Raw genomic sequence first — 26,513 nt, forward strand, 5'->3', positions numbered from 1 at the left:
CGGCGTCGGTACGTTCCGGCGTGACCGAGAACCAGAGCGACACGTTCGATATCGGCGAGTACACCGTCCACCGACTCGGCTTCGGCGCGATGCGACTCTGCGGTGAGGGGATCATCGGCGCGCCCGACGACGAGGAGGCCGCCCGCGAGGTCGCGCGCGAGGCGGTCGACCTCGGCGTGGACTTCATCGACACCGCGGACTCCTACGGTCCGGGTACGAGCGAGCGCCTGCTCCGGGAGGCCGGCGTGGTCGGCACGGGCGCGACCGGCGACGGTCAGCCGGGCGCCGACGACGCGCTGGTCGCGACGAAGGGCGGCCTGCTCCGGAACCACGACGGCGACTGGCTCCCGCTCGGCGACCCTGACTACCTCCGCAACGCCGTGCTGGCGTCGAAGGACCGCCTCGGTGTCGACAGCATCGACCTCTACCAGCTCCACCGGCCCGATCCCGACACGGAGTTCGAGGAGTCGGTGACGGCGCTTGCCGAACTCAAAGACGACGGGCTGATCGACAACGTCGGTCTGAGCAACGTCTCCGTCGAGCAGTTGGAGACCGCCCGGGAGCACGTCGAGATCGCGACGGTCCAGAACGAGTACAACCTCGCGAACCGCGAGCACGAGGCCGTACTGGAGGCGTGTGAGGGCGCCGGGATCGGCTTCATCCCGTACTTCCCGATCGGCGCGGGCGACCTCGGCGAGAAAGCCGAGACCGTCGACGCGGTCGCCGACGCACACGACGCCTCGCGCTACCAGATCGCGCTGGCGTGGCTGCTGGAGCGCTCGGACGTGACGCTGCCGATTCCGGGCACGTCGAGCGTCGACCACCTGCGACAGAACGTCGAAGCCAGCGCGATCGACCTGACCGACGACGAGTTCGCACGCCTGAGCGAGTGAGGTCGCCGCGCTCCCCGCGGGCTACCGCTGGGAACCCCGGAGGATGAGCGGGCCGATCGCGAGGGTCCGCTTCGCGACGGTCGCGATCCGGGCGATGTAGGAGACGAGCAGGAGGAACGGCAGCGCGGTCACGGTGAACCCGGCACCGACGACCCAGAGCACGTTCCGGACGCCGAACGTCGACCCCGGGAGGGGGCCGGTGCCGAGGAAGCCGAGCATCCCGCCGGCGACGACCAGCGCGGGCACCGACACGTAGAGGATGAGCTGTGAGAGGTCGATCAGCGCCCACTGAAAGTACAGCGTCTTGATGTGCTCCCGGGCGGGCCCCCACATCGACAGCGCGGTCTTGAGCTCGGAGAGCAGCGTCTCGGTGTCGCCGTCGATCGCGTCGGCGTGCTCGTCGGCGATGCGTTCGACTTGGAAGATCTTCCAGCCGTAGTTGAAGTCGAGCGCGCCGTACAGCACGTCGAAGCTGCCGAAGCGCGCGCCGTCGAGCTCCTCGCGGACGGCGTCGGCGTTGCCCGTGAGGCTGTCGGTGAACTCGTCGACCTCCTCCCGGAGCTGGTCGTCGTCGCTGCCCGACACCGAGTCACGGAGTGCCTCCGCACGCTGTTGGGTCTCGTCGACCAGCTTCCGGAGGAACGCCGAGGGGTCGACCGGGACGGGCTCCTCGGCCATGCTCCCGATGTACTCCCGGAAGTCCATCGTGTTGCTCATGCGCTCGTGTTGGTCGCCCAACGGCCCGTTCTCCTGTGAGATGACGAGCTGGCTGATCGTGACGATCAGGGTGGTTCCGGTGATGATCGCCCCCAGCATCGTCGAGAAGATGGTCGCCTTCGTGTCGCCGGTGTTGAGGTTCTCGTGGAAGCCGCCGAGGCTGCCGACCACGACGAACGCCCCGAACATCAGCAGGCCGAGCGCGGCGGTGACGACCAGCCGGTTCGCGCTCAACAGCACGTACAGCTTCAGCCGGCTCTCTTCGGCCCGCTCGCGCATCGTGTTCGCCGTCGAGATCTCGGTGTCGCCGGAGGTCTCCATCTCCGTCTCCGACTCCGCGTCGGCGTCGACGCTGTCGTCGGCCTCGATGCTCATTCCTCGACCCGCCGTTTGAGCACGAGGAACTTCGTCCCGCCACCGACGTAGTCGATCGTCTCCGCGAGCTCCCAGCCCTCCTCGCCGAGCTCGTCGAGCGCGGCCTTCGGGTCGGTCGATTCCTTCTTCGTCGAACCCCGCGGCGGCCGCAGGGTCTCGTACTCCCACTGGTCGGACACGGGCGTACCTCGCGACCGCGACTGAAAAATCTGGGTGCGACCGGCCGTGCTGGCCGCTCGCTCGGCCGACTAGTAGATGAGCTCGTCGGAGTTGTCGACCATGTACAGCGTCCGCGCGGCGATGTTCACCGTGTGGTCGCCGACGCGTTCGAGGTCCCGCACGGTCAGCAGCAGCCGGGAGACGTCGGCCATCAGGTCCTCGACCTCGCTCTCGTCGTCGGCCTCCTTCTCGATCAGGTCGCGGACGATGATCTCGGAGGCGTCCTCACACAGCGCGTCCAGATCGTCGTCGCGCTCGGCGACCGCGAAGCAGCCGTCGGCGTCCTCGTCCTCGTAGGCCGCCATCGCCATCGCGAGCATCTCCAGCGTCTCGTCGCCGATCCGCTGGACGTCCACGTCGGGGAACACCTCGTAGCGCGCCTCCGCGGCGTACTCGCCGAGGTTGGTCGCGAGGTCGGCGATGCGTTCGAGGTCGGTGATGATCTTGAACGAGGAGGCGATGAAGCGCAGGTCGCCGGCGACCGGCTGCTGGAGCGCGAGCAGGTCGATGCAGTCCTGTTCGAGCTCGAGGTACAGCTCGTTCACCTCGCTGTCGCGGTCGATCACCTCTTGGCCGAGTTCGTCGTCCTGCTGTTCGAGCGCGTCCAGCCCCATGCGGAGGCGTTCGGCGACGACCTCGCCCATGTAGAGCACGTCCTCGCGGAGCGATTCGAGCTTCTGTTGGTAGTCTTCGCGTGGCATAGGCGTCGGTTACGGTGGCGGGTAGATAACTGTTCGAGACTCGATGGCGGTTCCCGTGGGAAACGTAGTCACGGGAGTGGGTCCGGAGATCGCTACCCGAACTTCCCGGTGATGTAGTCCTCGACGCGGTCGTTCTCGGGGTTCTCGAACACCTTCTCGGTGTCGTCGAACTCCACGAGCTCGCCGCCGGTGAGGAACACGGCGGTCTTGTCGGAGATCCGGGCGGCCTGCTGCATGTTGTGGGTGACGATCACGACCGTGTACTCCTCGGCCATGTCGTCGATCAGGTCCTCGATCTTCGAGGTCGCGACGGGGTCGAGCGCGGAGGCGGGCTCGTCCATCAGCACCACCTCGGGGTCGACCGCGATCGCGCGGGCGATGCAGAGCCGTTGCTGCTGCCCGCCGGAGAGATCCAGCCCGGACTGATCGAGCTGGTCTTTGACCTCGTCCCAGAGCGCGGCGTCGCGCAGCGCCTGCTCGACTTTCTCGTCGAGGTTCTCGGTGCGGTCCTGCAGGCGGAGCCCGTAGGCCACGTTGTCGTAGATGCTTTTGGGGAAGGGGTTGGGCTGCTGGAACACCATCCCGATGCGCCGTCGCAGCGCGACGGGGTCGACGTCGTCGTCGTAGACGTTCTTCCCGTCGAACAGCATCTCCCCCTCGACGCGGGCGGCGTCGATCAGGTCGTTCATCCGGTTGATCGACCGGAGGTAGGTGGACTTCCCACAGCCCGAGGGGCCGACCATCGCGGTCACCCGCTTCTCGGGGATCTTCATGCTCACCGAGCGCAGCGCCTGCTCGTCGTTGTACCAGACGCTCAGGTCGCGGCTCTCGATGATCGTCGACGCCTCACCGTCGGCGTCCCGGTCCCGTCCCCGCCCCTCGGGGACGCTGACCGCGTACTCGTCGCCGCTCGATCCCTCGCTCATGTCTGTGGACTGGTCAGCGTTGCTCATAGTGGTTGCGTACGTAGATCGCGATCGAGTTCATGCTCAGCATCGCCGTCAGCAGCACCACGATCCCCGCCGCGAGAACGGTGGTGTAGAACGCCGGGCTGGCGTACGTCGACGCCCAGACGTACAGCTGCAGCGGCATCGCCCCGATCGCGGAGTTCCAGGAGTCGGGCACGCCGAACACCTGCGCGGCGCCGATCACCAGCAGCGGCGCGGTCTCGCCGATCGCCCGCGAGAGCGCGAGGATCGTGCCCGTGAGGATGCCCGGGAACGCCCGGGGGAGCACGACGTTCTTGACGGTCTGCCAGCGCGTCGCCCCCATCCCGTAGGAGGCCTGCCGCGCGGAGTCGGGCACCGCCCGGATCGCCTCCCGCGAGGAGATGATCACGATGGGGAACACGAGCAGCGCGAGCGTCGCGCCGCCGACCAGCAGCGTCCCGGTCGGCTGGCCGCCGTAGCGGACGAACAGCCCCAGCCCCAGCAGGCCGTACACCACGCTCGGCACGCCCGCGAGGTTGCTGATGTTCACGTCGATGATCCGGGTGAACGTCGTGTCGGGGGCGTACTCTTCGAGGTACACCGCGGCGCCGACGCCCGCCGGCACCGCGATGGCGGCGACGACGAACATCAGCAGGATCGTCCCCACGACGCCGGAGTAGATCCCGACCGCCGAGGCGTCGGCGCCGCTCTGGACGGTGCTGGTCAGGAACTGCCAGTCGACCCACGACTCGGGACCGGCGAACCCCAGCGCACCAACGAGCAGTTCGCCCGTCAGTGACCCGGCGACGACGACGGCGGGCAGCAACAGCCCCACGCGTCGGTCGGGACGCTCTTTCAGGACGATCGCGACGTAGATCCCGGTCGGCACCGCGGCGAACAGCGCGAGTGCGACGCCCGCGACCGCGCCGAACCCCGTCACCATGCCGACGCCGCCGCCGGCCGCGCTCCCGAGCAGGATCGCCGCGCCCGCGAGTCGCCCGGCGCGCTGGCCCCAGCGCCCGCCGAGCCACCGGCCCAGCAGGATCGCCTCGGGGATGCCCAGCGTCAGCACGAGCACCATCCAGTCCGCCGGCACCGTCGGCAGCCCCTGCACGATTCCGGGTATCACCAGCAGCGAGCCGACGGTGACGGCGAGCACCGAGCCCAGTTCCGCGAGGAACGGGACGTTCCGGTCGGTCCGGCGAAGCGCGAGCACGAGGCCGACGGGCACCGCCACCGCGACCACGTACGCGAGCCAGACGAGCGTCGGGATCACGTCGATGAACAGCGCCGCGAGCCCGCCGGCGTACAGCGCCGCGATCGTCGGCATCACCGTGCCGAGAAGCCCGGTCGTGAGCGTGCCGTAGCTCCGCCGGTAGCACCACCACCCCGTCGCCACGGTGGGGGCGACGAGCGTGAGGAGGAAGACGAGATGCCAGCCCGCGTCAGCGGTCAGCGGCTGGACGGCGTCGTTGAGGACGTACACCAGCAGCACTGCGAGCGTGAGGATTCCCGCGAGCGTCGACGCGAGCAGCACGGCCCGGAACAGCTTCCCGACCCGTCGGCTGACGCGGCCGAACGCGTTCTCGGCGCTCATTGGTAGTCCTCCTGATACCGTCGGGCGATCAGGTCACTCAGTACGTTCATGGTGAGCGTGATCACGAACAGCACCAGCCCCACCGCGAACAGGCTGCGGTACGCCAGCCCGCCCCCGGTCACGTCGCCGGTCAGCAGCTGGATCATCGCCGCGGTCATCGTCATCCCCGGTTCGAGGTACGACTCGGGGTCGAACAGCGTGAGGTACGAGGAGAGCCGCGTCGGGTCGAACTCCCGGGCGAGCGACCCGCCCGCGAGCGTGACCGCCATCGTCTCGCCGATCGCCCGCGAGAGCGCGAGGATAAAGGAGGAGAAGATACCCGAGATCGCCGCGGGGACGACGATTCCCGTCGACACCTCGTACTTGGTCGCGCCCATCCCGTAGCCGGCCTGCCGGAGGTCGTCCGGCACCGCCTGCATCGCGTCCTCGCTGACGGAGGCGACCATCGGGAGGATCATGATGCCGACGACGATGCACGCCGAAGCGACGTTGAACAGCCCGTCGACGCCGAACAGCGCGTCGAGGGCGGGCGTGATGTACGCCACCGCGAAGATGCCGTAGATGATCGACGGGACGCCGGCGAGGATCTCGAGTGCGGGCTTGAGGTAGGAGCGGGCGCTCTCGCTCGCGTACTCGCTGAGGTACAGCGCCGTCGCGACGCCGAGCGGGATCGCGATCAGCCCGGAGCCGATCGTCACCATCAGCGTCACCGCCACCAGCGGCATCACGCCGAGATCCGGCCCCTGCAGCCCCCACTCGCTGCCGGTGAAGAACTCCGTCACCGTCGCGGTCGGTCCCTCGACGCCGACCAGCGACGCGCTGATCGAGAAGAACTTCGCGGCCTCGAACACCAGCAGCGCGATGATGCTGAGCGTCGTCAGCACCGACAGCGCCGCACACGCGAAGAAGAACGCCTTCGCGAGGAGCTCCCGCGAGGAGTTCTGTGTCCGTCTGGTCAGCTCCCTCGCTTCGTCCCCACTCATACTGAATCGTTCATCGGTGTATCTCGGAAAAAGCGCTTCGTTGTGTGGTCCACGGCGCCGCGGTTACTCCGAGGCGGCCTCGATCGCCGAGTCGAGACGGTCGAGCATCTCGTCGCGTTCCTCCTCCGTGTTCGGCACGTAACCGACCTCGTTGGCGACGATCTGTTCGCTCGTGCTGTACTCGAGCCAGAAGCGTGCGAACTCAGCGACGTGCTCCTCGGCCAGCGCCGACTGCGCGGGGTAGGTGAACAGCGGTCGGGAGAGGGGCTGGTACTCCCCGCTGCTCGCGGTCTCCAGCGTCGGCTTCACGCAGCCGTCGCCGTTGTCGATCGCCAGCGCGGTCACGCGGTCGGTGTTCTCCGAGTAGTAGGCGAACCCCATGTAGCCGATCGCGTACTCGCTGTTGGCGACGCCGTTGATGATCTGGTTGTCCTGCTCGGTCGCTTGGTAGTCGGTCCGGTGGCTCCCCTCCTCGCCGATGATCTCCTCGAGGAAGTAGTCGAACGTGCCCGAGGCGTCGGTGGGGCCGTAGAGCTGGATCTCCTCGTCGGGCCAGTCGCCGTTCACGTCGCTCCAGGTCGTCGGCTGGCTCTCGGCCGACCAGATCTCGGCCAGCTCCTCGACGGTGATGCAGTCGTCCTCGCCGAACCAGTCGGCCTCGTTGTTGACGACGACGGTCACCGCGTCGGTCGCGACCTTCAGCTCGACCGGGGTCACGTCGTTGTCCGCACACTGCTGCTCCTCGGTCTCGGTGATCGGGCGGGAGGCGTTGTTGAAGTCAGTATCGCCCGTACAGAAGTAGTTCGTGAAGCCGCCGCCGCTCCCGGTGGAGTTGATCGAGATGTCGACGTCCGGGTGCTGGTCCGCCTCGTCGACGTTGGGGTACTCGCCGCTGCCGGTGAACGCGCCGCGCATCGCCACCGAGAGCGGGAACACCGTCGAACTCCCCGAAATATCGATGTTGCCGGAGAGCCCGTTGCCGGTCTCGGTGCCCGTGTTGCTCGTACAGCCGGCTGCCGCGACCGCACCCGTCGCGGCGGCGCCGGCGAGGAACGTTCGTCGGGAGACGCCGTCGGTCTGTTTCGCCATCACCGGATAGTTCCCCTACGAAGGTAAATACACTACTATGAAATCTATATAGTGCAACGTTCGGAAACAGTTGTCACACGCTCCCTTCGGATCGGAAGTTCCCGAACGACCGGTAGATGGCTATATGGGGCGTTCCACCGGGTCGGACAACGATCAGCGACGAAAAATTCGTCTTGGTAGTTCGTGTCTCGGTCGAATATCTTACCGTTCGAGTATCAGGTCGAACTGGGAGTATATAGTTGAGGGGAATGTTTATCACCGTCCCGCCGGCTATCCACTTCCAATGGCCGAAACCCGGAAGGTGCAGGTGACGGGCGGCTCGACGTTCACCGTGTCGATCCCCAAGGAGTGGGCGACCGAGAACGACGTCGAGGCGGGGAGTCGCGTGCAGTTCCACCCCGAGGACCACTCGCTCATCCTCACGCCGGTTAGCGAGGAGGGGCGGACGGAGGGGAGCCTCGACGTGGCGGGGCTGGAAGGTGAGGAGCTCCGGCGCGCCGTGATGACGATGTACGTCTCGGGGTTCGACGTGATCTCCTTCGAGGCCGACCGAATCACGACCGACCAGCGCCGGGAGATCAGGCAGGCCGCCCAGGGGCTCGTCGGGCTGGAGGTGCTGGAGGAGACCGCCGACCGCGTGGTCGTGCGGGACCTGCTCGACTCCTCGGAGCTGTCGATCCACAACGCGGTCGACCGGATGCGGCTGATCGCGTCGTCGATGCTCAACGACGCCGTCGAGGCGCTGGCGGCCAGCGACGGCGACCTCGCTCGGGACGTGATCCAGCGCGACGACGACGTGGACCGGCTGTACATGGTGGTCTCCCGGATCTTCCGGGCGACGCTGCGCAGCCCGACCGCCGCCGAGGAGCTGGGGCTCCCCCGGGAGGTCTGCTTCGACTACCACTCCAGCGCCCGGCAGCTGGAGCGCGTCGCCGACCACGCCACCAAGATCGCCCACCTCTCGCTGGAGCTGGAGGGGGTGCCGCCCGAGGAGGTGGCGGCGTCGCTGCAGGAGCTCCACGACGCGGCCGCCGAGGTGATCGAGGACGCGATGGCCGCGCTGGTCGCCGAGGAGAACGACGAGGCGATCCGGCTGGCCAACGGCGCCCGCGAGCGCGTCCAGGAGATCGACGCCAGCGCCCGCGAGATCGACGAACTGCTCCGGGAGCTCGACCCCGCGCGGGCACAGCTGCTCGGCCTGATCGTCGACTCGCTCTCCCGCTCGGCGGACTACGGGGGGAACGTCGCCGAGACCGCGCTCCAGAAGGCCGCGCCGACGCCCTGAGCCGTTAGCGGTCGGCCATCCCGATCCGGTCGAGCTGTCCTCTCGCCGTCAGCAGCGCGGCCCGGCGGTCGCTCCCGCTCAGCCCCTCGGCGGTGCCGTCGACGAGCGCTCGCTTGGCAGCGAGCAGGTGGTGCTGGCGTTCGATCGGCGCCGACTCGACCGCCTCGACGGCGTCGATGGCCGCGGCGAACGCCGCCGCGCGCTCGTCCGCCGCCAGTTCGGGCCACGCACCGGCGGCGTTCGCGACGGTCGACACCGCGACGGCGAGTGTGGCGTCGTGCGTTCGGGACACGGAACCACCGCGTTCAGAAGCCCGGATCGCGACGGATCGACTCGGCGACGGGATCGCTCGCTCCCCAGTCGTCGGCCGTCGAGTCGGGCGCAGACGCTGTTTCGCTGCCGAGGATGGGGCCGCCGCCCACCGTCTCGGTCGCGTTCGCGGTATCGTCACCTGCCGCGCCGTCATCACTCACGCTCCCGTTCTCCGGGGCCGAGTAGTTCCCGGCCGAAGACGCGCCGGCGTCGCTCGTCTCGTTCCCGGCGGTCGGCGCCGTCGTCGTGTTGTCGGCGGTGCCCGTCTCGTTCGCGGGCGCGTCCGACTCGTTTCCGGTCGTGCCGGTACCGCTCCCGACAGTCCCGGTTTCGTTGCCGTCGGCCGGTGTCGCGGTGTCGTTCCCCGCGCTCGCCGTCTCGTTCTCCGGTGGGGCGGTCCCGTTCTCCGGTGTGACCGTCTCGTTGCCGGGCGTCGCCGTCCCGTTCTCCGGTGGGGCGGTCTCGTTCCCGGACGCGGCTGTCTGATTGCCGGACGCTACAGTCCCGTTCCCGGAGACTGCCGTCTCGTTCTCGGGTGTGGCGGTCTCGTTCTCCGGTGTCGTCGTGTTCCCCACGGTCGGAGTATCGCCGGCGGCCGTCACGTTCCCGGAGCCGTTCGGTGCTTCGGTTTCGTTCAGCTCGGTGTCGGCTGCCGGGTCGACCCCGGCGACACTCGCGGCCTCGCTTCCGCTGGCGACGAGGGGAGCGACGGCCGTCTCCGAATCCGAGAGCAGCGCGATCGTCGTCCCGCCGGTCGTCGCCGCGGCGACGACGAACGCCGCCGCGACCAGCGCGAGCGCGCGATCACTCCGCATCGAGCACCTCCTCGCCCGCGTGTGGGGCGGGCTCGGCCGCGACGGACGAGCCGGCCTGCGGCGTCTCCACGCCGTGGCCGTTCGACCGCCGGGAGTCGTCCGGTCGTGCCGGAGCCACGCCGACATCCGACCGGGAACTCTGGTCCGGGCCGGCGTTGGCCACTGGCGCGACGGGCGGCGACGCGACCGAGGCGTGTTCGGAACTGGGCTCCTCGGCCGGCTCGTCGCCGGTCGTGACGCGGAGGTAGCCCAGGAACGCCAGACAGACCAGCGCGCCCGAGAGCACGGACATCGTCTCCGCGCGCGGGGCGCCCAGCGCGTCGAACTGCCAGTAGGCGTTCCAGCCCGCGTAGATCACGAGCCCGCCGGCGAGCAGCATCGAGGCAGTCATGTCCCGACTCGATACGCCGCCGGTCCCCGCGAGCGCCTCCGCCTCGCGGAGCCGTTCCTCCGCGGCGTCGTAGTACGCCGCCGCGGCCCGTGCGGGGTCGTAGACGACCGGCACGTCGGCGTCGTCGCCGGCCGGCGACTCCCGCCGTCGGACCACCGCGCCGTAGACCACGTCGAGCAGCAGCAGCCCGAACGGCACCACCACCAGCGCGGCGAAGCCGAGCTGGCTGTTCGCCGCCAGCATCACGCTGCCGACGTAGGGGATCGAGAACGTCACCACGCCGATCACCTGCTCGGCGGCCACCAGCTCGGCGTCGGGGTCCTCGTTGGCGTCGCCCTGCGTGCGGAACAGCAGTTCGCCGTCGCGTTCGACGACCTCGATCACTCGGTGGGTGGTGGGCACGTCGCCGCCGCGATCGAACGTGATCACGTCGCCGACGCCGATCCCGGCCGCCGGGGTGGCGCTGACGAACACCACGGCCCCGGGATCGATCGCCGGGCGCATGCTCCCGGTGAGCACGATGTAGCTGTCGTCGGCGCCGACTGCCGCGGGCACGGTGTACGCCGCGAACGGGGCGACCACCAGCACGAGCACGAGGAGGCCGGCGACGTGCCGGGCCGAGACCCCGTCGAGTCGGCTCATTCCGACCCTCCGTTCGACTTCCCGGGCTTGTCGTTCGACTCTCCGGGCTTCTCCTTCGACTTCCCGGGTTTGTCGTTCGGCTCGGAGACGAAATCGTCCGGGCAGTCGCCGTCGACGGCCGGCAGGCAGACCCCGACCGTGACGTTGCTGATCCCGTGGCCGTCCGTGCCGATCACGCCGAGGGCGGCGTCGCCCTCGTAGACGAACACGTCCGTCGCGGCCTTGAGCAGCACGCGATCCAGCGGCACCGTCACCGTGGGATCGGCGGCGAGCACGACGCGGAAGCGGGCTGCGACAGCCTCGCCGCCGTCTTTCGTCTCCACGTCGGAGACGACGAGCCGGTAGTCGTCGCTCCCGTCCGTGAACTGGTAGAGCCCGGGGATGAGCGATCCGCTGCCCGGGAGGTCGTACTTCCCGACCAGCGTGGGGCAGGCGCAGTCCGCCGCGGCAGTGCAGTCCGCGACACCCAGCGGGATCGCGAACGCCGCCGGCGGGGTCGTCGGATCGACCCGGCGACACTGGATCGCGGCCCCCTCGATCAGGAGGCTGGTCGACGTCGAGCCGACGTACCCAGTCGAGAGCGCGTAGGCGAGTTCGAGCGCGACGGTCGTCCCGGGGGCGAGGCAGTCCTGCCCGCCCGGCACGGCCGCGGCACCGCTCGGGTCCAGTGGGATGCCCGCGCTCAGCGCGTCGATCAGCCCGGCGAGGTCGCCGTCGTACAGCGTCTCTGCCGCGCCGTCCGTCCGCGAGAGCGTGACTGCGAGCTGGTCGCCCAGCCCACTCGCGCTCCCGCAGCCGGCGCGGAGCCAGAGGTAGGCGGGGTTGACGCCCGGCTCGTCGGGGACGACGAACGACAGCGCGACCGATCCCGCGTCGCCGGCGTCCAGCGCCGGGAACGGGAGTTCGACCGGGCCGCCCACGGCGTCGGTCGGGCCGTCGCCGGTGTCGACCCGGAGTTCGACGCGGCCGCTTTCCACGCTCGCCGCGAGCGTCTCGCGGTCGACGAGCAGCGCCGCGGTGCCGACGCCCGAAAGCGTCCCGGCCGCCCCGGCGGCGGTGATGCCGGCGAGCAGCTGCCGGCGGGTCACGGGGGTCACTCCCCCACCTCCAGGAACGGGTTGGCGTCGTCGCCACACGCGGTCGCGACGAACTCCAGATCGAACGACAGCACGTCGCTCTGGATCTCGTTGCCGACCGTCTCGGGGATCTCCCAGGAGAACCCGACACAGCGGTTCCCGCCCGCCGGCAGCGCGTCGGGACAGCCCGCCCCGCCGTCGAACGGTAGGCGAACGCCGTCGCTGAGCGCGTCGGTGACCGCCCGGAGCGTACCGGTGGCCGGGGAGCCGGTGGCCGTCGTCAGTCGCGGCTCCAACAGCCCGCGCTGGCCGTTACAGCGGCCGAAGACCACGCCGTTGTCGAGCCAGTACGCAACGTCGGTTCGTTCGTCGAGTTCGCCGTCGTCGGTGTCGGCGCCCTCGGCGAGCAGTTCGGGTTCGGTCTGTCCGTTCTCGGCGTCGAGCGTGATACGCGGGCGGACCCAGACGTTCAGGTCCGCATCGATCGCCTGCAGGCCGACGACCAGCGTGCCGTCGTCGCCCGGGAGCACGTCGTCCAGCGAGACGACCGCGGTGGCGGCCGTCTCGACGTACGCCGGCGACGTGTCGGGGTCGAGCGTGTCGGCGGCGCCGGCGTCGACGCCGCCGCTCCCCTCGACCGGCTCGTCGCCGTAGCGCTCGTACCAGGCCACGCGGAGGGAGCCGGTCCCCTCGGCGGACTGGGCGAGCGTGTACCGCGAGAACGGCGGGCGTTCGCCGGCGAGGAGGCGCGACCCGGCGACCGTGCCGAGGCCGACGCCGCCGAGCGCCGTCAGAACGCTCCGTCGTGTGAGATTGGTCATGGTGGTGTGCGCGTCCGCGTCGCGGGCGCGTTGGTACCCCCCACGGGCTACGGGAGCGTTAGTACGGGTAGCCACCCGGAGAGTACGGGGGGTGACGCCGCCCGGTAGGCAGCCCGTTCCTCGACGGTACGGCCACCCTGCGGTGCCGAATCCGGCGAGCGCGACGCTCCCGGGCCCGGGGCAGTCGGAGAAGAGGTGGGGAGGTCAGGCCGAAGCGAAGGGGTTCGTCGGCTCCGCGTTGTGGCGGCACTGCACCGCCGCGAAGTCGAAGTCGAAGCTCACCGCGTCGCCCTGGATCTCGTTGCCGACCTCGGGGTCGATCCACCACTCGAACGCCACACAGTGGGTCCCGGGGTGGAAACAGATATCGTTCGTCGTCGCCTGCCCCAGCAGCGGTGCCGGGTCGAGCGCGAGGCCGTCCTCGAAGGCGTCGCCGAACTCCGCGAGCGTCCCCTCGAACAGCACGGCCTCCGCGACCACGATGGTCTGGAGGATGGAGTCGAAGATGTCTGTCGCGGCGGTCGCGAACTGACTGTCGGCGCTCTGGTAGTAGTCGGTGCCGTCGCCGTCGCCCGCGTTGGTCGGCGAGGAGCCGGCCATGTCGCGGAGGAGCTGTGGGTCGCCGTCGCCGACGTCGTTGATGTCGATCATCACGATCCGGGTGCCCTCGGATTTGGCCTGATTCGCCGCGGCGAGCTCGTCGACGGTGGAGTCGAACTGCTCGCCGTCGGTCAGGACGATCAGCACGGGCTGAGCGTTGGGTCGGAGGTTCGCCTGCAGGAAGTCGTTCGCCTCCTGCACTGCGAGCCCGAGCGCCGTGCCACCGACGCCCTGGGCGGCGGCCTGCACGTTCGACACCGTGGCGTCGAACGTCGACTCGTCGTTCGTCGGTGCGAGTTCGATCCCCACGTCGTCGCCGCTGGGGGTGTCGTCGCCCATGTACTCCTCGTTACCGAACGTGAACAGGCCGACGTTCACGTCCGCGGGATCGGCGAACGCGGTGTCGCCGAACGCCCCGACGGCCTCTTTGGCGACCTCGAGCTTGGTGGTCGTGCCGCCCTGTCCGTCGTCGATCACGCCGCCGTTGCCGGCGTACTCCATCGAGCCGGAGATGTCCTGCACCACGAGCACGTCCGCGAGCCCGGTGCGCTCGTCGTACGTGTTCGAGCAGTTCTCGTCGTACCACATCCGCACGTCGACGGCCTCCGAGAGCTCGCCGATGTCCGGCGTCTCGTCGACCTCGGCTTCGGGCTCGGTCAGCCCGTTCTCCACGTCCTCGCCGACGCTGCCGCGGAAGAACACGTGCGCGGGGTTGTCACAGATGTGGAAGCTCATGGTGACCTCGCCGTAGTCGCCGGGTTTCACGTCGTCGAGGTCGAACACCGGTATCGCGTCGCCGTCGATCAGCCCCTCGGTGTCGCAGGCGAACCCGAGGTCCGCGCGCTCCTCCCAGGTCAGGGGGCCCTCCATGGGGTCGCCGTACTGGTCGATCAGCTGCTGCTCGGTCGGGGCCTGTCCGATCAGTTCGGGGCCGTTCGGCCCGTCGTAGCTCGCCTTGTAGTCGAGCTTCAGGTCGAGCGTGCCGGCCTGAAGGGTGTTGCCTTCGAACGACTCGGTGTCGCTGAAGTACGCTGTCGTGCCGAGGCCCGCGCCCGCGGAGGCGAGGCCGACGGCACCCATGCCGGCGAGTAGCTGCCGGCGGGTCGTGTTGTAGGGTTTCTTCGTCATCGTCGTTGGTGTCTCGTGATCGTCGGGCGATTCGGTCCCGCGGTCGTCACGGGACAGACCCCGGTGGCGGCGTCGCACCGCCACGGTGGCTGGCCACACGGTGTGGCTCCGTCGGGGGATGAGTCAGACAGCCGGTCGGAACGGCCGCCGGAGAGCCGCGGCCGGTCGGATCAGGCGGGCGTCTGGGTGTCGGTGGGCGTCTCCGTCTCGGTCTCCGTCACGAACGGCTCGTCGTTGTGGCGGCACTGCTCGGCCTCGAAGCCGAAGTTGAACGAGACGCTGTCGCTCTGGACCTCGTTGCCGGTCTCCCAGGGGAGCTCCCACTCGAAGCCGACACACTGGGTCGTGTTGCCGGGGAAACACTGCATCCCCTCCTCGCTGCGGTCGCCGTCGAGGACGGGCATCGCTTCGAGCTCGGCGAGCACCTCCCGGAGGCTGCCCTCCGCGATCAGCTGCTCGCCGGCGAGCACGATCTGGGCGATCTCGCTGTAGACGGTGTCGAGGTCGGCCGCGTTGGGCGCGACGAAGGCGTCGTCGGGCGAGCTCGCGATGTTGTTCTCGAGGAACGACGCGTCGGCGCCGGCGCCGAGCGCGATGGTGAAGATGCGGATGCCCGCGTTCTTCGCGTCGTCGGCGGCGTCGGTCGCCGCGGTCGCGTTGCTCGGCGAGCCGTCCGAGAGCAGGATCATCACTTTCGAGGCGCCCGGGGTGGCGTTGGTGCCGTTGAGGAGTTCGTCCTCGGCCTCGGCGATGCCGTCGTCCATGTCGGTCCCGCCGTTGGCGGTGTACTGATTGATGGCGTTCTTGACGGCCTGGTAGTTCGTCGTGAGCTCCTGATCGACGCTCGCGCCGTCCGAGAACGAGACCGCGGTGGCCTCGTCCGGCGAGGAGAGGTTGTCGACGAAGTCGTTCGCGGCGGCTTTCAGGTCGCCGATCTCCTGGCTCATCGAGCCGGAGGTGTCGCTGACGAGCGCGACCTCGAGCTCCTGTTGCTGGCCCGTGCCCGTGGGCTCGTACACGTTGTCACAGTCCTCGTCGTACCAGACGCGCACCTCGATGGCGTCGGCGAGCTCGGACACGTCGTCGGTGTCCTCGCCCTCGGCGTCCATCTCGGGCTCGGTCTGGCCGTTCTCGGACTCCGAGACCAGCTCGCCGAGCATGCGCACGTACGCGGGGTTGTCACAGATGTGGAGGCTGACGGTCACTTCGCCGTAGTCGCCGGGCTTCACGTCGTCGAGGGTGAAGATCGGGATCTCGTCGCCGTTGACGAGGTACTGGTCGGCCTCGGGCGAACAGAAGTCGAACTGTTCGCCGGTGACGAGATCCTCCCACTCCTGCATGTCCGCCGGCGAGGGCGCCTGCCCGAGCAGGTACTGGCCGTCGCCGAGCTCCTCGGCCTCGGGGTAGTTCTCGCGGATGTGGTCGATGCGACCGGCGCCGCCGATGTACGTCGACTTGTAGTCGAGCTTCAGGTCGAGCGTGCCGGCTTGGAGAGTGTTGCCTTCGAACGACTCGGTGTCGCTGAAGTACGCTGTCGTGCCGAGGCCCGCGCCCGCGGAGGCGAGGCCGACGGCGCCCATGCCGGCGAGTAGCTGCCGGCGGGTCGTGTTGTACAGTTTCGGGTTGTCGTCCATTGGTTTGGGTTGTGGTCGGTCGTCGGGCGATGCCCCCGCCCTGCCGCGGGGCGAGTCTGTCGGGTCACGGGCCGCCGTGGCCCGTCGACGTACACTCCCCTGTCGGGAGGTGACTTACTCATGAACCGCCACGCCGTTCGCGAACCGGTCGTTCGCCCGGAAATCGCCGTTTCGACGCCCCTCAGCGAGGATCGTGAGGCTCTCCATCTCTCGAAGCAGGATCACCGTACCGCCCGATCTCCCCCCGGGCAGGAGTACCGTACCGCCCGATCCCGCCCGCGACGGCCCGCGGTACGCTCACCATGTCCCTCGGTAGCGTGTCGGAGGGTCCGGGCAGTGTGACCCACTCCACGGGGCTGTCGGTCCGTGTCGTCGGTGCTGGCAGTCCGTGACTTAGTGACCCCCGCGCGTAGGCGAGGCCGAACGCGGCCCGGCCTCGACGCCGACGAACCGCGGGAGCAACCAATGACCCACACACTCACCGACTCGGAGTTCTACCGCGTACTGAGCTGTCAGCGCCGCCGACTCGCCATCGAGTTCCTCTGGGACGCCGCCGCGCCGACGCCGCTGTCGACGGTCGCCGACGCCGTCGCGGCCGTGGAGGCGGGCGTCGACCCCGCGCCCCGGGCAGTTCGGGAGAGCGTCGCCACCTCGCTCCGGCAGACCCACGTCCCGACGCTCGAACGCCACGGGCTGGTCGTCGACCGCGACGAGGGGCTCTGTGCGACGCCGGCGGCCAAACACGTCGTCCGGCGGATTCGCGACACCGGCCCGTTCGGCCTGCGCTGGAGCGAGCAGTACCGGGCGATCGGCGTGCTCGGGCTCTGTAGCGTCGTCGCCGCGCTGGCGGGGATCCCCCTGTTCGCCGCGGTCGACCCGCTGCTCCCGGCGATCGTCGCCCTCGCAGCGTACGCCGGCAGTTCGGCGTACCACGCCTGGACGCTCTACCCGCGGGGCGCTCGCTCCCCCCGCGGCACCGCCGTCGAGGAGGAGTGGCACCCGACGAGCGCGTGAGCCTTCGGCGGCACGATGACCGTTCTCAGGAAAAAATTCGACTTCTTCAGACAGTCGCGTCCTCATCGGTGAGTGCGGCGTCGACCTCGAATAGCCGACTGCCACAGCTCTCGCAGCTGGCGACGAGCACGTCGTAGGCCCGGCAGCACGACTCCGCGGTGTCGCTCCCGAGGATCACGTCGCCGTCACAGCCCGGGCAGCTATCGAGCGCGAGCCGGAACGCCCCGAGGAGGCTCGCGCGCGTGTCGGCCGGGAGCGCACGCCACCCCCCGACGCGCTCGCTGAAGATCTGGTGGGCGGCGAGGTCGGTCGCCAGCGCCAGCCGGGACTCCCAGCGGCCCGCGGGCTGCCCACCGACGCGAGCGGCGTAGCCGACTCCCTCCGGGCGGACCGTCACGTCGGAGGGCGGGAGCGAGAGCGTCTCCGCCAGCGCACGGGCGAGCCGATCGTCGCTGTCGAGCTCCGCGACGCCGTCGATCAGCGCCGCCCGCGTCGACGGCGTGACCGCGATGTCGCCGTCCGGGCCGTCCGTGATCGCGCCGGCGGTGCGGAGGTACGCCTCGGGATCAATGCCGCCGAGCGCGTCGCCGGACGGCGTCTTGTCGAACCACGCGAGCACCCTGTCGGGGAGGTACCGCTTGGTGAGCGCGGGCGTGCCCGGGACGACGTAGCCCCGGAGCCAGATGGCGGCCAGCCCGAGGCCGCCGACGACCGCTCCTGCGGTCGGGGAGACGGTCCCGACCCCGAACGCGGCTGCGGCCGTGAGGCCGACGTTCACCCCGGTGCACGGGAGACAGCGGTTCTGTCCCGTGTACGCGGGGTTGCGGAGCCGCGAGATCGTCGTCTGTACACCGTCTCGCCAACTTCCGGTGCCGGCTCGAGCGTCGATCGGTCGCGTCGGACTCGGTGTCTCGGTCATATCCGACCAGTAAGCGGAACGACCTCTTCAACACGAACCCCCCCACCGTCCGGTACGTAGTTCCTACCGCCGAACAGAGGGCCGCTGAGTATCTCGATTTTACACTCTCAAGCCCCGAAGCTGCCAAATTCTGGCCATTCACCGAATGGTTTATGCTCTCAAGGAGCAACCGTATTCTTGTCGACGCCACAGAACGATCGGCGTCCGGAGGGTTGAGACTACTGATGAAAGACCAACTGCTGCAATCGAACACTGCCGACGTACCGCCGACGAAGGACGTACCTACCGAGCGGGGCGACTCGTTCGAGCGAGACATCGCCTACTCGCTGCTGAGTAGTCGTCGTCGTCGTAACGTGTTACATGCGCTCTACGAGGCCGAAGGGGAGTCGACTGTCGCAGACCTCGCCCGCCAGCTCGCCGCGTGGGAGACCGACCAGACCCCCGCGACGATCAGCTCCAAGGAGCGCAAGCGCTCCTACACCGCGCTCCGCCAGACCCACCTGCCGAAGCTCGCGAAACACGGTCTCGTGGAGTACGACGCCAACCGCGGGACGGTCCGGCTCACCGACTCGGGCCGGCGATTCCGGCCGTACCTCTGGGGGCCCGTCGAACACGGCGGCGTGCTCGGGCTGGCGCTGACCGCCGCCTGCTCGGCCGTCGTCGTCGCGCTGCTCGCGTGGGCGGGGGTCGCCCCGTTCGCGCTCCTCGGCGGCTACCAGCTCGCGGGCGTGGTCGCGCTCGCGTTCGGCGTCGTTACGGTAGGCTCCTACATCCGCTATCGCCCGGCCCGGCTGGACCGCCGGGCGATGAACCGTGACACGCAGTACGAGCCGAGCGACGACTGAGAACGCCCTCCTCCGGCCGACAGCCGGTGCTTGCTTAATACCCTCCCCCGCCTGATGGTGGTATGGTTCCACTGATCGGCGTGATACCCGGCGGACCGGAGTTGATGATTATCCTCGGCATCCTCGTCCTGCTGTTCGGGGCGAACAAGCTCCCGAAGCTCGCGCGGTCGAGCGGGCAGGCCATCGGCGAGTTCCAACGCGGCCGCGAGGAGCTGGAGTCCGACATTCGAGAGACCGTCGAGGAGGAGCGCGAGGCGGTCGCCGAGACGGCGAGCGACTGACCCACGACCACCCCGCAGACCGACGTTCGGCTCAAAGCGGTGCGATCACTCGTTTCTTGCCGTTACTCCACACCGAGACGATAGCGAACTGGCGTCCACGCCTCAGACGACCTCGACTCCACGATCTCGAAGCGTTCGCCGCCGTCCTCGCTATCGGTCAGCGCGATCTCCCACCCGTGGGCGTCGACTACCTCGCTCACGATGTCGAGGCTACCTCCCTCGGCGGCGCAGCCGCTACCGAGTCGAGAGAACGGGAGAACGCGTCGCAGTTACTCCTCGACGAGGACCGCGTTCACCTGCCCCGTCTGGCCGGGGCGGGAGGTGACGCGGGCCGTGCCGGCGCTGGTCTCGATGACCGCGCCCTTGGTGATGATGTTCCGTCGGACGTAGTTGACGTTCGCGGGGTTCTCGCTCACGTCCTCGATCTCGGCCTCGACGGTCTCGCCGTCGTCGGCGACCTGCGCGACGTTCGTCGAGAGCGCGCGGGTCTTGCGGTTGTCGCCGCGGGCGTCGACGACGCGGAACGTCGGCTCGCCGACCGTGGTCTCGGTGGGCTCGTTGCCCAGCTGGTGGCGCTTCTTCTTGTGCGATCGGACGAGTCGACCCCCGGTACGCTTGCGTCGGGAGGGTCCCTGGTCTTGCATACTCCGGGAAACGGTCAGCGAATACTTGAACCGTTCGACTCTTGGTCCACTGCTTCGCCGTTAGCTGTTCGACGATCTGGGCCGACAGCACCGCGACCGTGACCACGACCGCGGAGTGAGCCGGGACACTTGCGACCGCACCGCCCCGCACAGCCCACAGACCTCCCCAGCCGACTCACTCGCTCACGTCCGTTCGCTCCCTCGTCCCTCGCGCGCTCGTTCGCGCACGGAGACGCTCACGTCGCGCGCCAACAGCCACAGCGGTGCGGTGGCGGTGGACGCCTCGCGATCGGCGACCGTCGCCGATCGCGGGGGGAGGGGTGGGGACTCCGTGCTGCGCCGGACCCTGTGTCCGGCGCACTGCGGTCGCAAGTGGTCAGCGATCGAGATGCTGTTCGCTGTCGCGGAAGCAGTACCGTCTACTGCCGCGGACTAGGACCCACTAACCAAGACCCAAACAAAGCAGAACCCACCCGAGTCACAACCCTTACCCCCCATCGACGCCCTCCACACGAGCATGAGTCTGGAGGCCACCGTCGCCGTCCCGTTCCGGCAGGAGGGCCGGGACCGGCTGGGCGACGGCGAGTTCGTCGTCGCGCTCTCGCTCGACCGGGACTGGTTCTCCCCCGATCAGGCCAAACGCGTCGTCGACGTGGCGCTGGGCCGCGGGCTGCTCGAACGCGACGACGGCGAGCTCGTCGCGACGTTCGACCCCGACGCCGTCGACGTGCCCGAGGAGTTCGCCCCCGACGCCGACGTGCTGCGCGAGCAGAGCGCCTTCGAGCAGGTGCTCGACCGCGTCACCGACGCCGGCGTGGAGAAACAGGCCGCAGTCGCGGGGATCAACGAGCTCCAGCGTGAACTGGGACTGACGATCGAAGCTGCCGCGGTCGTCTACGCCCGCCGCGAGGGTGTCGACGTGAGCGGCGTCGCCGGCGCGGCCCGCAACTCGGTGCTCGACGAATGACCGGGGATCGACTACGGGACGGCCACCGGATCGCCCAACTGCTCGCCTCCGAACTGGAGAGCGGCGCCAGCCACGACGCGCTCGCGGTCACCGACGCCGATCCCGACGTGGAGCCGACGGCGGACGGCGCGCTCGCGTACCGCGTCCGGAACGCCCCGGCCGACGAGACGATCGCGAGCGTCTACGTCCAGCCCGACCGCGCTCGCGTGGAGTTCCGCGTCGCGCCCGCGGCGGTCGCCGAGGCCGCGGAGGAGGAGGGGCTCCGCGTCCGACCCAAAGCCGCCGACCCCCCGCAGACGATCGTCTTCGTCGAGGACGGCGCGCAGGCCAAGCGCGTCCTCCCGGCGTTCGCGGCGGCGATCGAGGCGTAGTCAGGGTTCGAGCCGGGACAGGATCGGGATCTCGTTGAGCCGTTCGTCGTCGAGCGCGTCCCAGTCGATCCCCAACGGCTTCCGGTCCGCGGCGGCCGCCCGGATCGACCGCTCGGGCGTGTGTATCTGCTCCATCGGCACGTCCAGCGCCGCCGTTGGCACGTCCTCGTCGACGACCTGCATCTCGTGGACGGTCGTAGCCGTCGTGGTCCCGTCGTCGACCAGCCCGAACGCCCGGAGGATCGCGAACTCCAGATCGCTGTACCCCTCGCCTTTCCCGACCCGTGCCCCGTCCTCGGTCACGGCGACGCTGCCGGAGACGATCAGGTCGATCGGCTCCATCTCCTCGGGTCCGACCTGCACGCCCAGTTCCGACGACCCGCCGATCGTGGTGGCGTGGTCGATGTCGTCGATCTCGGCGGGATCGAGCCGCAGGAAGCAGTCCTCGTCGCTGAGCCGCGGAACGGCCATGTACACGGTCTTCCCGGCCTCCAGCGCCCGCCGCCGGACCGGCCGCTGGGGGGAGTCGGGGTTCGACTTGATCGTGTCCGCGGCGGCCCACGCCTCGGTCGACGCGAGGCGGTCGGCCGCCCGCTCGGCCCCGGCGAAGTTGGGGATCCGGCCGTGGGGCGGGAACGGGAAGCGAGCCTCGCCGCTGGCTTCGAGCTCGTCCCAGACCCGTTCGCGGAGCTGCTGTTTCTCCATGCCCCCGCTAGGGCGCCCGATCGCTTATCGACACCGCCGACGACAACGCTTTTTCCGAGGCGGGTGGATGTGGGGTCGTGAGCCTCGGCCAGTTCCCGGACCCGATACGGCTGCTCGGCGACCTCGTCGACCGGCTGGCGCCGCTGTTCCCGAACTGGGGGAGTTCGCCCGCGCTGAGCTTCCTCCTGGTGGTGCTATTCGGCGCTATCGGCTACACGGCCTCGCGGTACGTCGTCCGGCTGTTCGGGCGTCCGGTCGCGAAGCGGTTCCGACGACAGAGCGTCGCCCAGCAGGTGTTGCGGCTGATCCGCGCGACGATTACGCTGTTTTTCCTGCTGTTGGGCGCGGGGCTGGTCGGCCTCGAACTCGGCAACATCGTGCTCTCGGTGACGGTGTTCTCGGCGGTCATCGGGATCGTGCTGGCGCCGCTGGTGGGCTCGGTGATCAACGGGCTGTTCCTGCTGGCCGACGAGCCGTACGAGATCGGCGACATGGTCGAACTCCCCGACGAAACCCGGGGGTTCATCGACGACATCACGATCCGGTACACGAAGATATTCACGGTGGACAACACGTTCCTCGTCATCCCCAACGACGTGATCCGGCAGGACAAGGTGACGAACCTCTCCGCGGAGGACGAGCGGACCCGCCTCACGCTCTCGGTCGAGGTGACTTACGAGAGCGACGTGGCCGCGGCCCGCTCGCTGATCGAGAGCGCGGCGCGGAAGGTCGACGGCGTGATCGAGGGCGGACCGGACATCCGCATCGGCTCGGCGCGCTACCCGGCACGCCCCACCTGCTACATCGACGAGTTCCACGACGACGGCGTAATCCTCACGCTCCGCTACTGGGTCGACCGGCCGTACAAGCTCCTGACCGCTCGCTCGCGGGTCCAGACGGCGATCTGGGAGCAGCTGGAGGAGCAGGACGTCGACGTGGAGATCGCCTACCCGCACCGTCACGTGGTGTTCGACGACACCAGCGGTGAGGCCCGGGTCGCGACCCGCGAGGCGGCCGAGCGGGAGACCGTCGACTCCGCCGCCGTTCGCGGCGAGAGCGCCGATACGGGCGCGGATACGGACGCCGACGGCGACGCAGATACGGACGCCGACGGCGATCGCTGAGCACGCGCGGGCGCGCGCCTGAACCGTTACCTTTCTGCCTCGCCGGCCCCGAGTTCGAGGCATGACTACAGGGATCGCCGTGCTCAACTTCGGTGAGCCGGCCGTGGCCGACCGCGACGTCGTCGAGGACTACCTCGAACGCATCTTCCTCGCGAACATGGACATCGAGGGTGAGACCACTCAGGAGGCCGCCCGCGAGCGTGCCCGATCGCTCGCCGAACGCCGTGCGCCCGGCCTCATCGAGGAGTACGGCGAGATCGGCGGGTCGCCGCTGAACGCCCACGCGAGCCGGCAGGCCGAGCTCGTCGAGACCGAGCTCCGCGACCGCGGCTACGACGTGGAGACGTACGTCGGCTACCAGTTCATGGAGCCGTTCATCGGCGACGCCGCCGAGGCCGCCCACGAGGACGGCGTCGACCGCCTGATCGGGCTGCCCGTCTACCCGCTGTGTGGCCCTTCGACGACGGTGGAGGCGCTGGAGAAGCTCTCGAACGCCGTCGACGAGCTCGACTGGGACGTGCCGTACACCGAGATCACGGGGTACCACACCCACTCCGCCTACGCTCGGCTGCGCGCGGACAACATCCGCGAGACGCTCGACCGCGAGGGACTCGAACTCGACGCCGACACCCGGCTGATCTTCTCCGCCCACGGGACGCCGACGTACTACCTCGACGAAGGGAGCCGCTACGTCCAGTACGTCGAGGAGTACTGCAAGATGGTCGCGGGGATGCTCGGCAACCCCGAGTACGAGCTCGGCTATCAGAACCACGCGAACCGCGACGTGGAGTGGACCCAGCCCGACGTGGAGGACGTGATCGAGGAGATCGACGCCGACCGCGTCGTCGTCGACCCCACGAGCTTCATGCACGAACAGAGCGAGACGCTCGCGGAGCTCGACCACGACCTGCGCGAGGAGGCCGAAGCGGAGGGGCTCGGCTTCACTCGCGTCCCCGTCCCCTACGACGACGAGCGGTTCGTCGGCCTGCTCGCGGATCTGACCGAGCCGTTCATCGCCGACTTCGACCCGGACCTCTACGGCCTCCAGCAGTGCAAGTGCCGGCCGGAGCCGAACGCGATGTGCCTCAACGCCCGCCGGAATGACTGAGGACGACCCCGCGGTCGCCGTCGTCGGCGGCGGGATGACCGGCCTCTCGACGCTGCACGCGCTGACCGAGCGCGATGTCGACGCCGTGGCGTACGAGGCCACCGACGAGGTCGGCGGCGTCGTCCGCAGCGGCGAGATCGACGGGAAGCTGTTCGAGTTCGGCCCCCAGCGCCTCCGGATGACCGACGCGATCCGGGCGATGGTGACCGATCTCGACATCGCCGACGAGGTGATCACGGCCGACGACGACCTCCCGCTGTTCGTCTACGCCGGCGGCAAGCTCCGGGAGGCGCCCCGGTCGCTGTCGGCGTTCCGCCGGACGGACCTGCTCTCGACGACGGCGAAGCTCCGCCTGCTGGCCGAACCCCTGACCGACCCGATCGACCCCGAGGAGTCCGCACGGGACGCGTTCGTCCGGAAGTTCGGCACCGAGACGTACACGAACCTGATCGCTCCGCTGTTCGGCGGCACGTACGGCTCCGATCCGGCGCGGATGCCCGCGAAGTACGCGCTGCAGCCGATCATGGGGATGGAGGAGAAGAACGGAACTCTGCTGCGGGCGGCGCTCTCCCGGCTCGTCCTCTCGGACGACGAGACGCCGCCGCCGGCGAGCTTCGAGTCCGGGCTCCAGCGGCTCCCCGAGGCGCTGGCCGAGGAACACGCCGAGCGACTCCACCGCGAGACTCCCGTGATGGGGATCGAACGCGCCGGCGACGACGAGTGGCTCGTCCACACCGACGACGGGAGCCGGCGCGTCGATCACGTCGTGCTCACGACGCCCGCGGACACCACCGCCGATATCGTCGAGGGCGTCGACGCCGAGAGCGCGGCGGCGCTCAGGGAGTTCAACTACAACCCTCTCGTGATGGTGCATCTGGAGAGCCCCGCCCGCGCCGACGGGTTCGGCTACCAGGTCCGCCGGACCGAGCCGCTGCGGACGCTGGGCGTGACGTGGAACGCCAGCCTGTTCGACCGCGACGGCGTCTACACCGTGTTCCTCGGTGGGATGCACGACCCCGGGGCGATCGAGCGCGACGACGAGACGCTCGGGGAGACGGCGGTCGCCGAGTTCCGGCGCGTGATGGGCGTCGACGCCGAGGCGGTCAACGTCGAACGCATGCCGCGGGCGTTCCCGGCGTGGGACGACTCCTGGACCGCCAGCGAGCGCGTCGATCTCCCCGAGGGGATCACGCTCGCGACGAACTACACCGGCCGGATGGGCGTCCCGAGCCGCGTCCGGGAGGCCCGACGGCTGGCCGGGAAGCTGGCCGGCGGCGAGTAGCTACCACTCCCAGTTTTTCGCGGTCTCGACGAACGCCTCGACACCCTCGATCGGCGTGTCGCGGTTGACGCCGTGGCCGAGGTTGAGCACGTGCCCTTCGGGCCCCGCAGCCTCGATGATCTCGGCGGTCCGCTCGCGGATCGTCTCAGGGTCGGCGTACAGCAGCGACGGATCGAGGTTCCCTTGGACGGGCGTGTCACCCAGTTCCGCGCGAGCGGCCGCCATGTCGACCGTCCAGTCGAGCGCGACCGCGTCGGCGCCCGTCGCGTCCAAGCTCTCCAGCCGCCCGCCCATGTTGCGGACGAACTCGATCGTCGGCAGGTCGACGCGCTCGACGATCTCGCGGTGGAGCGGCAGGACGTACTCCTGATAGTCCGCCGGCGGCAACACCCCGGCGTACGTGTCGAACAGCTGGACCGCGTCGGCGCCGTGGTCGGCCTGCATCTCGAGGTACTCCGCGACCACGTCCGCGAAGCGCTCCATCAGTTCGAGGAAGGCGTCGGGGTGCCGGGCGCGGAACTTCCGCACTTCCTTCCGCCCGCGGTCGGGCCCGCCGGCGACGACGTAGGACGCCAGCGTGAACGGGCCGCCGGCGAACCCCAGCACGGCGTCCTCGTCGGCGACGCTCTCGTCGAGTCGGTCGAGCAGGTCCGCGACGAACGCCAGCTCTTCGCGCACGTCGCCGCGGCGGCGAGCCACGTCCTCGGGCCCCTCGACGGGGTTCTCGATCACCGGGCCGACGCCGGACTCGATGTGGTAGTCGAAGCCCAGCGGTTCGAGACAGGTGAGGATGTCCGAGAACATCACCACGCCGTCGACGCCGTAGCGCTCGTACGGCTGGAGGGTGATCTCCTCGGCGATTTCGGGCGTCTCGATCGCCTCGCGGAACGAGTACTCCTCGCGGAGTTCACGGTATTCGGGCAGGTGGCGGCCGGCCTGCCGCATCAGCCAGACCGGCGGGCGCTCGGTGCGTTCCCCGCGGGCGGCGCGGACGAGAAGCGGGTCGGTCATAGCGGGGGTTCGGCCGGTCGAGGTTAGTGCGTTTC

29 protein-coding genes are annotated in these 26,513 nt (G+C 69.5%); 10 read left to right on the top strand and 19 right to left on the bottom strand.

Features of this window, described 5'->3' with window-relative positions; all coding sequences use genetic code 11:
• Positions 1-20: 20 nt before the first annotated feature.
• Complete coding sequence (locus ACQUSM_RS00770) at positions 21-893, top strand: aldo/keto reductase (protein ID WP_435114976.1); 873 nt, start codon at positions 21-23, stop codon at positions 891-893.
• Positions 894-914: 21 nt separating this feature from the next.
• Here the strand turns inward: ACQUSM_RS00770 and ACQUSM_RS00775 are convergent, their stop codons facing one another.
• From ACQUSM_RS00775 to ACQUSM_RS00805, 7 genes are all read right to left on the bottom strand, one after another.
• On the bottom strand, positions 915-1,985 hold the full coding sequence (locus ACQUSM_RS00775) for a hypothetical protein (protein ID WP_435114977.1): 1,071 nt from the start codon (positions 1,983-1,985) through the stop codon (positions 915-917).
• Positions 1,982-2,164 (bottom strand): hypothetical protein, encoded by a 183-nt coding sequence (locus tag ACQUSM_RS00780; protein WP_435114978.1) that lies wholly within the window; start codon positions 2,162-2,164, stop codon positions 1,982-1,984. Before ACQUSM_RS00780 ends, ACQUSM_RS00775 begins: the two co-directional genes overlap by 4 nt.
• Before the next feature lie 69 nt (positions 2,165-2,233).
• Positions 2,234-2,905 (bottom strand): phosphate signaling complex protein PhoU, encoded by a 672-nt coding sequence (phoU, locus tag ACQUSM_RS00785; RefSeq protein WP_435114979.1) that lies wholly within the window; start codon positions 2,903-2,905, stop codon positions 2,234-2,236.
• A gap of 92 nt (positions 2,906-2,997) precedes the next feature.
• Positions 2,998-3,831, bottom strand: a complete 834-nt coding sequence (gene pstB, locus ACQUSM_RS00790) for a phosphate ABC transporter ATP-binding protein PstB (protein WP_435114980.1) — start codon at positions 3,829-3,831, stop codon at positions 2,998-3,000.
• Positions 3,832-3,844: 13 nt separating this feature from the next.
• Positions 3,845-5,431 carry a phosphate ABC transporter permease PstA gene (gene pstA / locus ACQUSM_RS00795; RefSeq protein WP_435114981.1) on the bottom strand — a complete coding sequence of 529 codons (1,587 nt, stop codon included), beginning with the start codon at positions 5,429-5,431 and terminating at the stop codon, positions 3,845-3,847.
• Positions 5,428-6,414, bottom strand: coding sequence for a phosphate ABC transporter permease subunit PstC (pstC, locus tag ACQUSM_RS00800; RefSeq protein WP_435114982.1), 987 nt, complete (start codon positions 6,412-6,414; stop codon positions 5,428-5,430). Before pstC ends, pstA begins: the two co-directional genes overlap by 4 nt.
• A 63-nt stretch (positions 6,415-6,477) precedes the next feature.
• Positions 6,478-7,503, bottom strand: coding sequence for a PstS family phosphate ABC transporter substrate-binding protein (locus ACQUSM_RS00805; protein WP_435114983.1), 1,026 nt, complete (start codon positions 7,501-7,503; stop codon positions 6,478-6,480).
• A gap of 283 nt (positions 7,504-7,786) precedes the next feature.
• Between ACQUSM_RS00805 and ACQUSM_RS00810 the strand changes: the two genes are divergently transcribed.
• On the top strand, positions 7,787-8,788 hold the full coding sequence (locus tag ACQUSM_RS00810; RefSeq protein ID WP_435114984.1) for a PhoU domain-containing protein: 1,002 nt from the start codon (positions 7,787-7,789) through the stop codon (positions 8,786-8,788).
• Positions 8,789-8,792: 4 nt separating this feature from the next.
• Here the strand turns inward: ACQUSM_RS00810 and ACQUSM_RS00815 are convergent, their stop codons facing one another.
• The 7 genes from ACQUSM_RS00815 to ACQUSM_RS00845 all read right to left on the bottom strand — a co-directional run bounded on the left by ACQUSM_RS00815 (position 8,793) and on the right by ACQUSM_RS00845 (position 16,207).
• A complete protein-coding gene (locus ACQUSM_RS00815) occupies positions 8,793-9,080 on the bottom strand; it encodes a hypothetical protein (RefSeq protein ID WP_435114985.1) in 288 nt (95 codons plus the stop codon).
• Between the two features lie 13 nt (positions 9,081-9,093).
• On the bottom strand, positions 9,094-9,915 hold the full coding sequence (locus ACQUSM_RS00820) for a hypothetical protein (RefSeq protein ID WP_435114986.1): 822 nt from the start codon (positions 9,913-9,915) through the stop codon (positions 9,094-9,096).
• The gene (locus ACQUSM_RS00825) at positions 9,905-10,948 is read right to left on the bottom strand and encodes a signal peptidase I (protein ID WP_435114987.1); all 1,044 of its coding nucleotides are present in this window, start codon (positions 10,946-10,948) and stop codon (positions 9,905-9,907) included. Before ACQUSM_RS00825 ends, ACQUSM_RS00820 begins: the two co-directional genes overlap by 11 nt.
• A complete protein-coding gene (locus ACQUSM_RS00830) occupies positions 10,945-12,045 on the bottom strand; it encodes a hypothetical protein (RefSeq protein WP_435114989.1) in 1,101 nt (366 codons plus the stop codon). Before ACQUSM_RS00830 ends, ACQUSM_RS00825 begins: the two co-directional genes overlap by 4 nt.
• Positions 12,042-12,845, bottom strand: a complete 804-nt coding sequence (locus tag ACQUSM_RS00835) for a hypothetical protein (protein WP_435114990.1) — start codon at positions 12,843-12,845, stop codon at positions 12,042-12,044. The genes ACQUSM_RS00830 and ACQUSM_RS00835 overlap by 4 nt, the downstream gene beginning before the upstream one ends.
• 204 nt (positions 12,846-13,049) lie before the next feature.
• Positions 13,050-14,573 (bottom strand): VWA domain-containing protein, encoded by a 1,524-nt coding sequence (locus ACQUSM_RS00840; protein WP_435114991.1) that lies wholly within the window; start codon positions 14,571-14,573, stop codon positions 13,050-13,052.
• A 170-nt stretch (positions 14,574-14,743) separates the two neighbouring features.
• Positions 14,744-16,207 (bottom strand): VWA domain-containing protein, encoded by a 1,464-nt coding sequence (locus ACQUSM_RS00845; RefSeq protein ID WP_435114992.1) that lies wholly within the window; start codon positions 16,205-16,207, stop codon positions 14,744-14,746.
• 465 nt (positions 16,208-16,672) lie between these two features.
• Between ACQUSM_RS00845 and ACQUSM_RS00850 the strand changes: the two genes are divergently transcribed.
• The gene (locus ACQUSM_RS00850; RefSeq protein WP_435114993.1) at positions 16,673-17,221 is read left to right on the top strand and encodes a DUF7344 domain-containing protein; all 549 of its coding nucleotides are present in this window, start codon (positions 16,673-16,675) and stop codon (positions 17,219-17,221) included.
• 46 nt (positions 17,222-17,267) lie between these two features.
• On the opposite strand, the gene ACQUSM_RS00855 is transcribed toward ACQUSM_RS00850, so the two are convergent.
• Positions 17,268-18,140 (bottom strand): hypothetical protein, encoded by an 873-nt coding sequence (locus ACQUSM_RS00855; protein ID WP_435114994.1) that lies wholly within the window; start codon positions 18,138-18,140, stop codon positions 17,268-17,270.
• Positions 18,141-18,364: 224 nt separating this feature from the next.
• Here ACQUSM_RS00855 and ACQUSM_RS00860 point away from each other — a divergent pair, with 224 nt between their 5' ends.
• Both ACQUSM_RS00860 and ACQUSM_RS00865 read left to right on the top strand, forming a co-directional pair.
• The gene (locus ACQUSM_RS00860; RefSeq protein ID WP_435114995.1) at positions 18,365-18,985 is read left to right on the top strand and encodes a DUF7344 domain-containing protein; all 621 of its coding nucleotides are present in this window, start codon (positions 18,365-18,367) and stop codon (positions 18,983-18,985) included.
• A gap of 62 nt (positions 18,986-19,047) precedes the next feature.
• Positions 19,048-19,266 carry a Sec-independent protein translocase subunit TatA/TatB gene (locus tag ACQUSM_RS00865; protein WP_435114996.1) on the top strand — a complete coding sequence of 73 codons (219 nt, stop codon included), beginning with the start codon at positions 19,048-19,050 and terminating at the stop codon, positions 19,264-19,266.
• Positions 19,267-19,328: 62 nt separating this feature from the next.
• Here the strand turns inward: ACQUSM_RS00865 and ACQUSM_RS00870 are convergent, their stop codons facing one another.
• Together ACQUSM_RS00870 and ACQUSM_RS00875 are read right to left on the bottom strand one after the other, a co-directional pair.
• Positions 19,329-19,466 carry a hypothetical protein gene (locus ACQUSM_RS00870; RefSeq protein WP_435114997.1) on the bottom strand — a complete coding sequence of 46 codons (138 nt, stop codon included), beginning with the start codon at positions 19,464-19,466 and terminating at the stop codon, positions 19,329-19,331.
• Between the two features lie 69 nt (positions 19,467-19,535).
• A complete protein-coding gene (locus ACQUSM_RS00875) occupies positions 19,536-19,910 on the bottom strand; it encodes a 30S ribosomal protein S8e (RefSeq protein WP_435114998.1) in 375 nt (124 codons plus the stop codon).
• A gap of 517 nt (positions 19,911-20,427) precedes the next feature.
• On the opposite strand from ACQUSM_RS00875, the gene ACQUSM_RS00880 reads away from it, so the two are divergent.
• Together ACQUSM_RS00880 and ACQUSM_RS00885 are read left to right on the top strand one after the other, a co-directional pair.
• Positions 20,428-20,877: a DUF2240 family protein gene (locus ACQUSM_RS00880; RefSeq protein ID WP_435114999.1), complete on the top strand. Its 450-nt coding sequence runs from the start codon at positions 20,428-20,430 to the stop codon at positions 20,875-20,877.
• Complete coding sequence (locus ACQUSM_RS00885; RefSeq protein WP_435115000.1) at positions 20,874-21,248, top strand: hypothetical protein; 375 nt, start codon at positions 20,874-20,876, stop codon at positions 21,246-21,248. The genes ACQUSM_RS00880 and ACQUSM_RS00885 overlap by 4 nt, the downstream gene beginning before the upstream one ends.
• Here ACQUSM_RS00885 and ACQUSM_RS00890 read toward each other — a convergent pair whose 3' ends face one another.
• Entirely contained in the window at positions 21,249-21,953 is a 705-nt protein-coding gene (locus tag ACQUSM_RS00890) for a 5-formyltetrahydrofolate cyclo-ligase (RefSeq protein WP_435115001.1), read from the bottom strand.
• A 104-nt stretch (positions 21,954-22,057) separates the two neighbouring features.
• On the opposite strand from ACQUSM_RS00890, the gene ACQUSM_RS00895 reads away from it, so the two are divergent.
• The 3 genes from ACQUSM_RS00895 (at position 22,058) to hemG (ending at position 25,467) form a co-directional block, all read left to right on the top strand.
• Positions 22,058-23,077, top strand: a complete 1,020-nt coding sequence (locus ACQUSM_RS00895) for a mechanosensitive ion channel family protein (protein WP_435118252.1) — start codon at positions 22,058-22,060, stop codon at positions 23,075-23,077.
• Between the two features lie 61 nt (positions 23,078-23,138).
• Positions 23,139-24,185, top strand: a complete 1,047-nt coding sequence (gene hemH, locus ACQUSM_RS00900) for a ferrochelatase (protein ID WP_435115002.1) — start codon at positions 23,139-23,141, stop codon at positions 24,183-24,185.
• A complete protein-coding gene (gene hemG / locus ACQUSM_RS00905; protein WP_435115003.1) occupies positions 24,178-25,467 on the top strand; it encodes a protoporphyrinogen oxidase in 1,290 nt (429 codons plus the stop codon). The genes hemH and hemG overlap by 8 nt, the downstream gene beginning before the upstream one ends.
• Here hemG and hemE read toward each other — a convergent pair whose 3' ends face one another.
• Positions 25,468-26,478, bottom strand: coding sequence for a uroporphyrinogen decarboxylase (gene hemE / locus ACQUSM_RS00910; RefSeq protein ID WP_435115004.1), 1,011 nt, complete (start codon positions 26,476-26,478; stop codon positions 25,468-25,470).
• Positions 26,479-26,513 lie beyond the last annotated feature (35 nt).

Origin of the sequence: Halolamina sp. C58 (assembly GCF_051195095.1) — an archaeon.
In the GTDB taxonomy this organism is placed as follows: domain Archaea; phylum Halobacteriota; class Halobacteria; order Halobacteriales; family Haloferacaceae; genus Halolamina.